This window comes from Streptomyces sp. CNS606 (assembly GCF_000426325.1).
Map to the genome: position 1 here is coordinate 307,257 of NZ_AUFD01000007.1, position 12,909 is coordinate 320,165.

The following is a 12,909-nucleotide window of genomic DNA, read 5'->3' on the forward strand; positions in this document are numbered from 1 at the left end:
CCGGGCCACGGACCTCACGAGGCGTCAGGTGCGTGCGCACGGGGCTCGGGGCGTCGGGCGTGACGGCCGGATCACACTTCCCGGTCAGGCATCGAAGGGCCGCGCCGGCCAGGGGGCGTCGGCGGCCCGGAGCGCGTCGAGGCCGTCGGAGGTGAGGGCGGCGTGCAGGGCGAGCGCGCCGACGACGAGGCAGTTGTTGTGCAGCTCGCCGGCGAGCGCGCCGCGGAGCAGGTCGGGCAGCGGGACCCGGGCCTGCTCCATGGTGGCCTCCTCCTCGCTGACCGCGAAACGTTCGCCCTCCGCGTCGGTGACGCCGCGCGCCAGGAAGATGCGCACGGCCTCGTCGCAGCCGCCGGGCGTGGTGTAGACGTCGACCAGCACCCGCCAGTCCTCCGCCTTGACGTGCGCCTCCTCGTACAGCTCGCGCTGAGCGGCGTGCAGCGGGTTCTCCCCGGGCACGTCGAGCAGACCGGCCGGGATCTCCCACAGCGTGTGCCGCACGGGGTGACGGTACTGGCTCAGCACCAGCACCCGGTCCTGGTCGTCGAGGGCGAGAACGGCCACCGACCCGGGGTGCACCTGGTAGTCACGCCCGACGACCTGCCCGTCGGGCATCTCCACCTCGTCGGTGCGGACGCTGGTCTTGTTGCCTCGGAAGGGGACGTCGGTGCCGACGACGCGCCATTCCTCGGCCCTGTCGGCGAGGCGGTCGGTCACGCTCCGGCCTCCTCGGCGGTACGGCCGGCCGCGACCTGCCCGGCCTGGCCGCCCTGCCGCTCGACGGCGGCCCGGACCAGGCCCGCGAACAGCGGGTGCGGGCGGGTCGGCCGGGAGCGCAGTTCCGGGTGGGCCTGGGTGGCGACCAGGTAGGGGTGGGCCTCGCGCGGGTACTCGACGTACTCGACCAGCTTGTTGTCGGGGGAGGTGCCGGAGAAGACCAGTCCGGCCTTCTTCTCCAGCTCCGAGCGGTAGGCGTTGTTGACCTCGTAGCGGTGGCGGTGCCGCTCCTCGACGTAGGGCTCGCCGCCGTAGACCTCCCGCACGAGGGAGCCCTCGGCGAGCTTGGCGGGGTAGAGGCCGAGCCGCATGGTGCCGCCCATGTCGCCCTCGCCCGCGACGATGTCGAGCTGCTCCTCCATGGTGGAGATCACCGGGTGGGCGGCTCCCTGGTCGAACTCGGTGGAGTCGGCGCCGTCGATGCCCGCGAGGTTGCGGGCGGCCTCGACCACGATGCACTGGAGGCCGAGGCACAGGCCCAGCAGCGGGACCCGGTTCTCGCGCGCGTAGGTGATGGCGGCGAGCTTGCCCTCGACGCCGCGTTCGCCGAAGCCGCCGGGGATGCAGACGGCGTCCACGTCGCCGAGCTGCTCGCGGGCGCCGGCGGCGGTGCGGCAGTCGTCGGAGGTGACCCACTTGATGGTCACCCGGGCGTTGTTCGCGAAGCCGCCGGCCCGGATGGCCTCGGTGACGGAGAGGTAGGCGTCGGGCAGGTCGATGTACTTGCCGACCAGCGCGACGGTCACCTCGTGGTCGGGCTGGTGGACGCGGCGCAGCAGGTCGTCCCACTGCGTCCAGTCCACGTCGCGGAAGGGCAGGTCGAGCTTGCGGACGGCGAACGCGTCCAGGCCCTCGGAGTGCAGCACCTTGGGGATGTCGTAGATCGACTTGGCGTCGATGGCGGCGACCACGGCGGCGTCGTCCACGTCGCACATCAGCGAGATCTTGCGCTTGATGGAGACGGGCACCTCGCGGTCGGCGCGCAGCACGATGGCGTCGGGCTGGATGCCGATGTTGCGCAGCGCGGCCACGGAGTGCTGGGTGGGCTTGGTCTTCAGCTCGCCGGAGGGCCCGATGTAGGGCAGCAGCGAGATGTGCACCACCAGCACGTTGTCCCGGCCCACCTCGTGCCGGACCTGGCGGACGGCCTCCAGGAAGGGGAGGGACTCGATGTCGCCGACGGTGCCGCCGACCTCGGTGATGACGACGTCCACGTCCTCGGCGGCCATCCGGCGGATGCGGTTCTTGATCTCGTTGGTGATGTGCGGGATCACCTGGACGGTGTCCCCCAGGTACTCGCCGCGCCGCTCCTTGGCGATCACCGAGGAGTACACCTGGCCGGTGGTGACGTTCGCCGACCCGTCCAGGTCGACGTCCAGGAACCGCTCGTAGTGGCCGATGTCCAGGTCGGTCTCGGCGCCGTCGTTGGTGACGAACACCTCGCCGTGCTGGAAGGGGTTCATCGTGCCCGGGTCGACGTTGAGGTACGGGTCGAGCTTCTGCATGGTGACCCGCAGGCCGCGCGCCTTGAGCAGCGCTCCGAGGCTGGAGGCGGTCAGCCCCTTGCCGAGGGAGGAGGCGACACCCCCGGTGACGAAGAGGTGCTTGGTCGTCACGGACGACGAAGGTCGGTTCGGCATGGCCAAGAGGGGGCTCCCGTGGTCGCTTGGTGGGGTGCGCACCGGCTACCTGGCAGGTCGCGCAGGGGTACCGTCGCTGCGGTCGGGGGGCTGCCGTCTCGGGATCGGATGCCGATTCCGCGCCCACCGGTCCACGGGCCACCAGGGTATCAGTGGCAGGCTGTGACCGTGGCGGTCCAGGGGTGGACCGCCAGGTCGGACGAATCACATTGCACGGCACGTATGCTGCCCGGACACTCGCATGGGCAGGATGGACGTATACGCGCCCCGCGGCGCGTGAACCGCAGCTCGACTGGAGACGCACGTGGCAGGGCGCATCGAGGATTACGCACTGATCGGAGACATGCAGACGGCCGCCCTCGTCTGCCGGAACGGCTCCGTCGACTGGCTCTGCCTTCCCCGCTTCGACTCCGACGCGGTCTTCGCCGGCCTGCTGGGGACGGAGGACAACGGCTTCTGGCGGATCGGCCCGGCCCACTCCCCCGACGGCACCCCGCCGCCGGCCACCCGCCGCCGGTACCGCGGCGAGTCGCTGGTCCTGGAATCGGAGTGGGACACCGACCGCGGCACCGTGCGCGTGATCGACTTCATGCCGCCGCGCGGCACCGGCACGCCGCAGCTGACCCGGATCGTCGAGGGCGTGAGCGGCCGGGTGCCGGTGCGCTCCGCTCTGCGGATGAGGTTCTCCTACGGCTGGGTGGTGCCGTGGATGCACAAGGTCGACGGCCGTTCGGTGGCCGTGGCCGGCCCGGACTCGGTCTGGCTCGACACGGATGTGGAGACGTACGGCGAGGACCTCACCACGTACGCCGACTTCACCGTGGCGCCCGGCGAGCGGGTCGCCCTGTCGATCAGCTGGCAGCCCTCGCACAAGGAGCCGCCGCCGCTCCCGACGCCGGAGGCCGGGCTGCGCAACACCGAGGAGTTCTGGCAGCGCTGGGTCGGACACTGCACCTACCACGGCCCGTACCGCGAGGCGGTGGTGCGTTCGCTGATCACCCTGAAGGCGCTGACCTACTCCCCCACCGGCGGCATCGTCGCCGCCCCGACGACCTCGCTGCCGGAGGACATCGGCGGCTCGCGGAACTGGGACTACCGCTTCACCTGGCTGCGGGACGCGGCGATCACCCTCTCGTCGCTGCTGCGCACGGGCTACCACGAGGAGGCCAGGGCCTGGCGGGAGTGGCTGCTGCGCGCGGTCGCGGGCGACCCGGAGCACCTGCAGATCATGTACGGCATCGCGGGCGAACGCGACCTCGGTGAGCGGGAGCTGACGTGGCTGCCGGGCTACGAGAACTCGGCTCCGGTGCGCATCGGCAACGGCGCGGCGGGGCAGCTCCAGCTGGACGTGTACGGGGAGGTCACCGAGGCGCTGCACCTGGCCCACATGACCGGTCTGGCCCGCAACGACTACGCCCAGCTGCTCCAGCTCAAGCTGATCCACTACCTGGAGGAGCACTGGGACGAGCCGGACGAGGGCATCTGGGAGGTGCGCGGCCCGCGCCGCCACTTCGTGCACTCCAAGGTGATGGCCTGGGTGGCGGTGGACCGCACCTGCAAGCTGATCGAGTCCGGCGACGTCGACGGCCCGCTGGAGCGCTGGCAGGAGCTGCGCGACACCATCCACCGCGCGGTGTGCGAGAAGGGCTACGACGCCGAGCGGAACACCTTCACGCAGTACTACGGGTCCAAGGAGCTGGACGCCTCGCTGCTGCTCATCCCGCAGATGGGTTTCCTGCCGCCGGACGACAAGCGGGTCATCGGCACGGTCGAGGCGATCCAGCGCGAGCTGTCCACCCACGACGGCTTCATCCTGCGCTACCCGACCTCCAGCGAGGAGGGCGACACGAACGTCGACGGCCTGGAGGGCAACGAGGGCGCGTTCCTGGCGTGTTCCTTCTGGCTGGCGGACGACCTGGCGATGATCGGCCGGGTGGACGAGGCGCGGAAGCTGTTCGACCGGCTGCTGTCGCTGCGGAACGACCTGGGGCTGCTCGCCGAGGAGTGGGACCCGGTGCGCGGCCGCCAGGTCGGCAACTTCCCGCAGGCGTTCAGCCACGTGCCGCTGATCGACACGGCACTGCGGCTGACCGCCTCGGGTGCGTACGGCGGCTGACGCCGCCGTACGCGGACGCCTGATGCGCCGTGCGCCGGCCTAGAACGGCGTGAGCGTCAGGGTGAAGGAGCGGGGAGCTCCGTCCTGGATGTAGGAGGCGTATCCTCCGACGTCGTCGAAGGCGAACCCGTAGGCCTTCCCGTCCTCGGTGGCCTCGTGCATCGCACGGGCGTAGGCGTGCACGGGGTCGTCCTGGTAGAAGCCGCCGGGGTCGCCGGTCGGCTGGTCGGCGTGCGCGGCCAGGGTGGTGCGGTTGAACCCGGCGCCGAGGATCGCGGCCACGGGGCCGGTCGTGCCGTCGTTGGGGGCGGCGAGCGCCCCGTCGCAGAAGAGGACGTCGCGTGTCGAGGGCCGGTCGAAGGACACGTTCGCGGGGCCGGTGAAGGAGAGCCGCCCGCCGGAGACGCGGCCGGTGAACGTCCCGGCGTTCGTGGTGACCCGCAGGTCGCGGGAGGCGTAGGTGTCCCACACCCGGTCGATGTAGCCGCCGAAGTAGTCGGCGGGGAAGAGCCCGGCGTCCAGGCCGTGGCCGGGGGCGATGACGCGCCGGTCGTCGACGACCAGGGACGAGAACGGTCCGCTGCCGCGCAGCGCGTCGAAGATCTGCGCCCGTCCGCCCGGGCGGAGGGTGCCGGTGGTCTGGTCGGCCGCCCCGGTGAGGCGGATGGACAGCGGCACGCTGAACATGTCGACCATGGTGGTGTTGCAGAACATGCCGGCGGAGTTGAACGTGAACTCCGCGCAGTCGTGCAGCACGTCGTAGTTGGGGTCGCCGGATACCCAGCCCGCGGGGTAGGCGAGGGCGGCGTTGCCGTTGCCGTCGCGGACGGCCTTGAACTTCAGGTCCGCGCCGAGCGCGACGTACATGCGGCCGGACATGTGCGGCAGCGTCAGGGTCGTCGCGCCTCCGGCCGCGAGCGGGATGGCGTAGTCGGTGTAGCCGTCCGGGCCGTTGTCCGACAGGGCGACGGGCGCGACGGTGCCTTCCGGGGTCAGGCGCACCTGGCGGGTGCCGTCGTTGCCGACCACGTAGAGACGGATGTCCGCGTTGCCGTAGCGGCCGGTCTCGTTGACGACGGTGAGGTCCATCGTCGCCGCGGTCCCGCGCGCGGGTGCGGTGCGCGGGGTGCCGGCGGTGGCGAGACCGGCCGCTGTTCCGGCGGAGACGGCGGTGGCGGCGACGCCGCCGAGGAACATGCGCCGCGTGAAGCGGCTTTTCATCGTGCCCATGTCATTCACCTCTCGCAGGTGGGGGTCATTTCGGGAGGGGTGGGGCCTTTCCGGCGTACCGCGCCCACGTGAGAGCGCTCTCACGCCGTGGTCATGCACCATGCCGCGCGCTCGCGGTAGCGTCAAGGGCCGACGACGGATAGGAGTTCGACGTGCACGGTGTCCGCGGTTCCCGGCCCACCCTGGAGGCCGTCGCCGCCCATGCGGGCGTCTCCCGCGCGACGGTCTCGCGGGTCGTCAACGGCGGCCCCGGCGTACGGACCGAGGTCCGCGAGAAGGTGCAGCGCTCGGTCGAGGAGCTGGGCTACGTGCCGAACAGCGCCGCGCGCAGCCTGGTGACCCGCCGCACCGGAGCCGTGGCCGTGGTCATCGCCGAACCGGAGACGCGGGTGTTCTCCGACCCGTTCTTCTCCCAGCAGCTGCGCGGCATCAGCCGCGAACTGTCCGAGCGCGACACCCAGTTGCTGCTCATGCTGCTGGAACACCGCCGGGACTACACGCGGATCGGCCGCTACCTCTCCGGCGGCCACGTCGACGGCGCGCTGATGTTCTCGCTGCACTCCGAGGACCCGCTTCCGGCGATGGCCGCGGAGTCCGGGCTGCCCACGGTCTTCGGCGGCCGCCCCGGCTGGCCGGGCGCGGAGAAGGACCCCGACCTGCTGTACGTCGACACCGACAACCGGGGCGGCGCCCGGCAGGCGGTCGCACACCTGCTGGAGCGGGGCCGACGGCGCATCGCCGTCATCACCGGCCCGCTGGACCAGACCTCGGCGCTGGACCGTCTCCAGGGGCACCGGGACGCGCTGGGCGCCGCAGGGGCTGCGGGCGCGGGCGAGGCGCACGGCGCGTTCACCGCCGAGGGCGGCGAACGGGCGATGCGCGAACTGCTGGCCCGTGAGCCGGAACTGGACGCGGTGTTCGCCGGGTCGGACCTGATGGCGTCCGGGGCGCTGCGGGCGCTGCGCGCGGCGGGGCGCCGGGTGCCGGAGGACGTCGCGGTCGTCGGCTACGACGACCTGGAGCCCGCGGCGTGGGCGGACCCCCCGCTGACGACGGTCCGTCAGGACGTGGAGGGAATGGGGCGGATGATGGCCGAACTGCTGCTGCGCCGTCTGGACCCCTCCCCGTCCGGCCCGCCTCCCACCCCGGTCGTCACCCCGGCCCAGCTCGTCGTCCGCGCCTCCAGCACGTAGGACCTGTCCGGCGGCGCGACGCGCGCCGGACGACGTCCTCGGACGGCCCCCGCCCACGGCGGCGCGAGAGGGGGCGGCGAGAACCTCGTCAGCGGCGGAGGCCCAGGAGCTCGTCGTAGACCGCCAGCACGTGGGTGACGCGCTGTTCCCCGGTCGGGAGGGTGGCGGCGCGCTCGGCGCACGCCGCGCGCAGCCGGGCGAGCCGCACCGGGTCGCGGAGCAGTTCCGCGACCGTCCCGCCCAGGGCCGTCGCGTCGCCGGGCGCGGTCAGCGCCCCCGCCTCCCCGACGAGTTCGCGGGCGCCCTCACCCTGCCGGGCGGCTCCCGCGACGGGGACCCCGGCGCGCAGCGCCTCCTGGGCGAGGAGCATCGCGGACGCGCCGCCCTCCGGCAGCAGGACCAGGTCGGAGGCCCGCAGCAGGTCCAGTGCGTCGTCCCGTCGGCCGGGCAGCGTCACCGGGAGGTTCTCGGCGACGATCTGCCGTTGCAGCGCCGCCCGTTCGGGGCCCTCCCCGGCGACGACGGCGAGCGGCGGCCGCTTCAGGCCCCGCCACGCGCGGGACGCTGCGACGACCGTGCCGTAGCCGTGCCGCGCGTCGAGGCGGCCCAGGGAGAACAGCAGCGGCCGGTCCACGGCGCCGATCTCGGCGCGGGTCTTGTCCCGGCTCTCCGCCGCGCCGCACGGGGGCGTCGCCGGTACGGGCAGCGTGAGGGGCGACAGGCGCGCGTCGCGGGCACCGCACCGCCGGGCCCGGTCGACCTGGCGCGGGGTCGGGCAGAGGACGACGGCCGCCGCCCGCGCGGCCCGTCGCTCCAGCGTGCGCAGCAGCCCTTCGCGCGGACCGTCGACGGGCTCGCGGTCGTGCCAGCCGACCACGAGCGGCACCCGCCGGCGTGTCAGGTCCCGGGCGAGGGAGGCCAGCGCGGCGGCCCGCAGCCCGTGGGCGTGCACCAGGTCGGCGCCGGTGAGGGCGGAGCGCAGCGCCATGACCGCTTCCGGTTCCGTGCGGGCGTGGGCGGGGCGGAAGGCCGCGCCCCGGGAGGCGTCGGGGCAGGCGGACCCGGCCTCGGGCGGCGCGTGCACCGTGACCCGCACGCCGTGCGCCACCAGCCCGTCGGTCAGCGCCCGGAGGCTCAGACAGGCCAGGGCGGACGGAGGCTCCTGCCCCAGCCCGGGTGACGTGCCGCCGAGCACGTGGACGACGTGCACGGGGGCGCCGCCGTGCGGCGGCGGGGGCGGCTCGGCGCTGCGGATCACGGCGGGGCAGGCTCCTGGACGCGGTGGCGGTCGGTGGTGCGCGGGAGGCGCGGGGTGCCGGGCGCGGGGTGTGCGCGGGCGCGTGACAGTCTGACAGGTGCTGCGGGTTCATCCGACCGCGCCGGGCCGCCGGTCTCCCGTGATCGCCGAGTAGAGCCGCTGGGTGGCGGGCGAGGGTTCGGTCGCCAGCTCCTCCCGCAGCCGTTCGCGGAGCAGCAGGTAGCTCCGTACGGCCTCGGCGCGTCTGTCCTGCCGTGCGCAGACCTCCATCAGGACGCGCCAGGCGCGCTCGCGCAGCGGGTCGCGGCCGATGACGCGGCGGGCGTGCACTTCGGCCTCCTCGCAGGCGCCGGAGGCGAGGAGGCCGGCTGCGTGCTCCTCCAGCGTCCACAGCCACTCCAGCGCGAGCCGTTCGCGTTCCCGGCGGACCCATACCTGGCCGAAGCCGGGGAGGAGGTCGCCCCGGTACAGGGCCAGGGCGTCCCCGCATGCCTGGCGGCGGGCTCGGCCGGTGCTGCGCCGGGCCGTCCCGACCTGGGCCTCGAACCGCGCGAAGTCGGTGGTGACGCGCACCTCGTGGGCGATGCGGTAGGAGCCGGCACGGTGCTCCACGTAGTTGGCGTCGGGGCGCCAGGGCGGGCGCAGGGCGTGCCGGAGGAGACGCATGGTGCTGCGCAGACGCACCTCGGTGCGGCGCACGTCGTCCTCCGGCCAGAGCAGGTCGAGGAGTTCGTCGCGCGTGGCGCCGCCGTTCGCGGCGAGGTACACGAGGATGAGCTGCGCGTGCAGCGACGTCCACCGGCCGGGCGGCACGGGGGCGCCGACCCGGACCTCGTAGCCGCCCAGGCACCGCAGGTCCAGGCCGGGGAGCGGTTCGGCAGCCGCTGCGGTCAGCGTCTCGGCGACGCGGGCGCGTACGGCCGGGCTGTCGTCGTGGTGGCCGGCCAGCAGTGCGTAGGCCCGCGGAGTGGGCCGGCCGGAGAGCGCGGTGACGGCCCAGGTGCGTACCCGCTCGTCCGGGGAGGCGAGCAGGTCGGCGGCGAGGCGTGCGGGGGAGTCGTCCCCGCCGCCTTCGGCGGCCGGGAGTACGGCGGCCACGCGGTCGGCGACGGGCGGGAGGAGGCTGGGCAGCCGCCCGGCGATGAGCGGGGTGAGGCCGGGGTAGCGGCCCATGTCGGTGACGAGTGTGGTGACGTGGCCGGACAGCGCGTCCAGGTCGCCGCGGTCGTGGGCGTGCCGGGCGGCGACGGTGTGCCAGCGCAGCGCCTGGTGGCGGTCGCCGTAGCGGCGGAAGAGGGCGCCCGCTTCGGCGAGCAGTCCGGCGCCGGCGGCGGCGCCTTCGATGTCGGCGAGTTCCAGGAGGCAGACCCCGAGCGTCCACCGGTCCTGCTGGGTGCGGGCGACGTGCACGGCGGTGCGCGCGGTGTCGGCGGCCCGGCGCGGGCTGTGCGGGCGTTCCAGGCGGGCCCTGGCCAGCAGGACGTCGGCGCGCAGCAGCGAGGAGGAGCCCGTCCGCAGGGCGCGCAGCGCCCGGTCGCAGGCGTCCAGCGCGGCCGTGGTCTCGCCGCGGTGTCCGAGGGCGACGGCCTGGTTGTACTCGGCGAAGCAGACGGCGTGCGGTACGTGCAGCCGGTGGCCCTCCTGCAGGGCGCGCCGGGCGTGACCGTGGGCCTCGTCGTGGCGTCCCTCCCAGTTCAGCACGAACGCCAGGCAGTTCAGGGTGCGGGGCAGGCCGAGTTGCAGGCCGTGCTCCTCGGCGAGGGCGAGGGCTTCCTCCAGCAGAGCCTCGGCGTGGTCGAAGTCGCCGCGTCGCAGCGCGACGAGGACGGCGGCGTTGGCCAGCACATGGCGCTGTCCCTCTGCGTCGGCGCGCCGCTGGAAGGTGCGGAGCTGGATGCGCAGGAGGGTCTCGGCGCGGTCGAGTTCGCCGTGGGCGCTGTGCACGAGGGCCTGCCCCTCGCGGAGCTCGTCCCACGCGGGGTCGTCGGAGACGGTGCCGGCGAGGAACCGGGAGGCGCGATCGAGGAGGCGCCGGGCCTCGGGGATGTCGCCGCGGTACCAGGCGAGGACTCCCTGGGCGGTGACGACCTGGGCGAGGTCGGGGGCGGTGCCGTGGTCGGTCGCGAGCCGGTGGGCGCGCCGGTAGCAGGCGGCGGCCCGCTGCCAGGCGGTGAGTTCGGTCCAGGCGGTGCCCGCCCGCAGCAGCAGGTCGAGGTCGGTGTGGGCCTGGGCGGGAGGGAGCGCGTCGAGGAGTTCGAGGAAGCTGCGGACCGCGCCGCTGTCGCAGAGCGGCTTGGCGAGCGTGCGCAGCTCGGAGAGCGCCCCGTGGTGGTCGCCGCGTGCGGCGGCGCCTCGGCAGCGGGCGACGTCTCCGTCGGCCGCTCCGGGCCGCCCGGTGTGGTCGTACTGCGAGTGCTGGAGCCCGGTCCCCGGCTCCCGGCGCTGCGGTTTCACTGTCGTTTCACCTCCGGTCGCCACCCTTCCCGCTGCGCGTGTCATGTACGCGCAACGGGTGGAGACGGGCGTGCCCGGAGGAGTGAGGAGAGCGCTGTGCGCGAAGCGACGGACGACCGCGCCCGGCGAACGGCGGGGCGGCGCCTGCGGCGTCACCTGCCGCCCCTGCTGCTCGCCGTCGTGCGCGCGGTCCCCGGCATGGCGGCGCCGCTCCCGGGCACGCCCGGACCGGCGCCGCAGCAGGCGGACGCGTCGTCGCCGGGGCCGCAGCCCGCCCCTGCGGGGGCCCGCCACACGCTGGACCTCGACTCCGACGCGTCCGGCGCCCGCTGGCGCAACGACCGCCGCTGAGCCCCCCGGCCGGACAGACCCCGGGGCATGCACCCCGGCACACCCCGACACGCCCCCTGCAGAGAAGGAGACACCGTGAGGGACCACCCCGCGCCGTCCGCACGGACCCGCAGACCGCTCGGACTGCGGGCCGCCTGGACGGCCGTACTGCTGCTGGTGGCCGCGCTGCTGGCACCCACCGCGCAGGCCTCGCACCACAACACCAGCTCGCACCAGACGCACGTCAACTCCATGCACTACACCTCGGCGGGCGGCGGCGCGGCCGGGCCGCTGGACGAGCAGTACTGCGCGCAGGTCTACGGCAGCTCCTACCTCTCGCACACCCAGGCCCGGAACTTCCTGGAACAGACCCTGGCCGGCCAGGGCGACCGCGACTGGGACGGCACCGGCGGCTGGCGCATCGACCTGTGGCTCGCGCCGAACCCGTGCACCTCCTACCCCACGCAGGAGCGGGCGGAGATCGAGCTGGAGTACCACTACGCCGCCGACTGGAGCAACGTGTGCGGCGGCAGCTACGGCTACTACAACTGCGCCGTCAGCCAGAACCCCGTCTACAACTCCGACTACGGCCACACCGACTACCGGTGGAAGGTCATGTACATGGTCGACAGCACGGGCGGTGCGCTCGACAACGTGGGCCGCGCCTTCATCAACCACGAGACGGGCCACGCCTGGGGCCTGCTCGACCCGCGCTGGGACGGCGACTGCCACACGCCCAGCATCATGCACGGCAGCTACACCTACGGCTGCCAGAACTGGACCAACTGGTGGCCCAGTTCCTACGACTACGACTCCGTCGTCGCCTCGATGAACGGCAACTGACCCCCGCCAGGAAGGACGATCACCGATGCTTCGACGCCTCCGCATCCGCAGGAGAACGGCCCTGCACCTGGCCGCCATGGCGGCCGTACTGGGCGCCGCCACCGCCGCACTCGGACACGGCGCCGCTCCCGCGCACGCCGAACTGACCCCGGACAACGGCCTGCTGGTGAGCACCCGCGAGGACTTCCGCATGTGCGTGCACACCGCCGACGGCGTGGCCGACCCGGCGCGGGCGCGCGCCGACCTCGCCGCGGGACTCGCCCACGCCCAGCAGCACCCCGACTGGCGTGCCGCCTTCGGCGCCGCGCCCTCCTCCGCCCGCGCGGCGACCGCCGCCGACTGCCCCGACGTGACGCTGCCCGCCCGCGTCGACCGCACCACCCTCGTCGGGCCCGGCGTCACCGAGGAGCCGAGCCCCTACCGCACCTGGGTGCACGTGCTGGACGACCGGACCGCCGACCGGCTGCTCGGCGAGGGCGTTCCCGCGCTCTCGGTGACCGCCGAGGCGCTGCCCGACGGCGAACGCCACGCGGCGACCGTGTCCACCGCCGTACTGGTGCGCCGCGACCACCTGGACGACAAGCGGTTCCAGCTGGGCACGCTGACCCGCGCCGTCGGCCTCCAGCCGCAGCAGGCGCCCCCGGCCGGCGTGCACGGGCCCGCCACGGTCAAGGAGCACACCGCGGCAGGGAGGGCCGCGGAGTGAACCGGCGCCCGGCACCGGGGCCTGCCCGGGTGCCGGGCGTCTGCACCGGCGCCTTCGACCCGGTCGTCCGCTGACCGCCGACCCCGTCACCCAGCAGGTCGTCCTCACCCTCACCGACGCCACCGACGCCCGCGGCGCCGCACGCCTGCGCGCCGCCGCGGCCGAACACGGCGACGCCGTACGCATCGAGGAGACCCGCGGCGCGATGAGCCCGGCCGTCCGGGGCAGAGCCCCATCACCGGCGGCGGCATCCGCTGCTCCGCCGGCTTCACCACCCGCAAGAACGGCCGGAACTGCATCATCGACGCGCCGGTCACTGCACCAAGGGCGTCGCCAACTGGAACGGCATAGGCCCGTCCGTC

The 12,909-nt window shown here is 74.1% G+C and carries 10 protein-coding genes; 5 read left to right on the forward strand and 5 right to left on the reverse strand.

The annotated features are described in order from the left end of the window. Window positions 1-84: 84 nt before the first annotated feature. Together K304_RS0104915 and pyrG are read right to left on the reverse strand one after the other, a co-directional pair. Window positions 85-717: an NUDIX hydrolase gene (locus K304_RS0104915; protein WP_027762837.1), complete on the reverse strand. Its 633-nt coding sequence runs from the start codon at window positions 715-717 to the stop codon at window positions 85-87. Then, window positions 714-2,417: a CTP synthase gene (gene pyrG, locus K304_RS0104920; RefSeq protein ID WP_027762838.1), complete on the reverse strand. Its 1,704-nt coding sequence runs from the start codon at window positions 2,415-2,417 to the stop codon at window positions 714-716. Before pyrG ends, K304_RS0104915 begins: the two co-directional genes overlap by 4 nt. A gap of 304 nt (window positions 2,418-2,721) precedes the next feature. Between pyrG and K304_RS0104925 the strand changes: the two genes are divergently transcribed. Further along, window positions 2,722-4,533, forward strand: coding sequence for a glycoside hydrolase family 15 protein (locus tag K304_RS0104925; protein ID WP_027762839.1), 1,812 nt, complete (start codon window positions 2,722-2,724; stop codon window positions 4,531-4,533). 39 nt (window positions 4,534-4,572) lie between these two features. Here the strand turns inward: K304_RS0104925 and K304_RS0104930 are convergent, their stop codons facing one another. Continuing rightward, on the reverse strand, window positions 4,573-5,763 hold the full coding sequence (locus K304_RS0104930) for a beta-1,3-glucanase family protein (RefSeq protein ID WP_027762840.1): 1,191 nt from the start codon (window positions 5,761-5,763) through the stop codon (window positions 4,573-4,575). Window positions 5,764-5,915: 152 nt separating this feature from the next. Between K304_RS0104930 and K304_RS0104935 the strand changes: the two genes are divergently transcribed. Beyond that, window positions 5,916-6,956: a LacI family DNA-binding transcriptional regulator gene (locus K304_RS0104935; protein ID WP_027762841.1), complete on the forward strand. Its 1,041-nt coding sequence runs from the start codon at window positions 5,916-5,918 to the stop codon at window positions 6,954-6,956. Between the two features lie 88 nt (window positions 6,957-7,044). Here K304_RS0104935 and K304_RS0104940 read toward each other — a convergent pair whose 3' ends face one another. Together K304_RS0104940 and K304_RS31590 are read right to left on the reverse strand one after the other, a co-directional pair. Further along, window positions 7,045-8,214 carry a glycosyltransferase gene (locus K304_RS0104940; protein WP_027762842.1) on the reverse strand — a complete coding sequence of 390 codons (1,170 nt, stop codon included), beginning with the start codon at window positions 8,212-8,214 and terminating at the stop codon, window positions 7,045-7,047. Between the two features lie 108 nt (window positions 8,215-8,322). Continuing rightward, complete coding sequence (locus K304_RS31590) at window positions 8,323-10,668, reverse strand: BTAD domain-containing putative transcriptional regulator (protein ID WP_027762843.1); 2,346 nt, start codon at window positions 10,666-10,668, stop codon at window positions 8,323-8,325. 96 nt (window positions 10,669-10,764) lie between these two features. Between K304_RS31590 and K304_RS0104950 the strand changes: the two genes are divergently transcribed. The 3 genes from K304_RS0104950 (at window position 10,765) to K304_RS0104960 (ending at window position 12,547) form a co-directional block, all read left to right on the forward strand. After that, window positions 10,765-11,019, forward strand: a complete 255-nt coding sequence (locus tag K304_RS0104950) for a hypothetical protein (RefSeq protein ID WP_027762844.1) — start codon at window positions 10,765-10,767, stop codon at window positions 11,017-11,019. A 75-nt stretch (window positions 11,020-11,094) separates the two neighbouring features. Continuing rightward, on the forward strand, window positions 11,095-11,841 hold the full coding sequence (locus K304_RS0104955) for a hypothetical protein (protein ID WP_027762845.1): 747 nt from the start codon (window positions 11,095-11,097) through the stop codon (window positions 11,839-11,841). 25 nt (window positions 11,842-11,866) lie between these two features. After that, window positions 11,867-12,547 (forward strand): hypothetical protein, encoded by a 681-nt coding sequence (locus tag K304_RS0104960; protein WP_158687296.1) that lies wholly within the window; start codon window positions 11,867-11,869, stop codon window positions 12,545-12,547. The last annotated feature ends 362 nt before the right edge of the window (window positions 12,548-12,909 follow it).

Bases quoted from the DNA above. Each gene is read 5' to 3' on its own strand.
- pyrG (WP_027762838.1), bottom strand. From the start codon at position 2,417: ATGCCGAACCGACCTTCGTCGTCCGTGACGACCAAGCACCTCTTCGTC.
- K304_RS0104930 (WP_027762840.1), bottom strand. From the start codon at position 5,763: ATGGGCACGATGAAAAGCCGCTTCACGCGGCGCATGTTCCTCGGCGGC.
- K304_RS0104960 (WP_158687296.1), top strand. From the start codon at position 11,867: ATGCTTCGACGCCTCCGCATCCGCAGGAGAACGGCCCTGCACCTGGCC.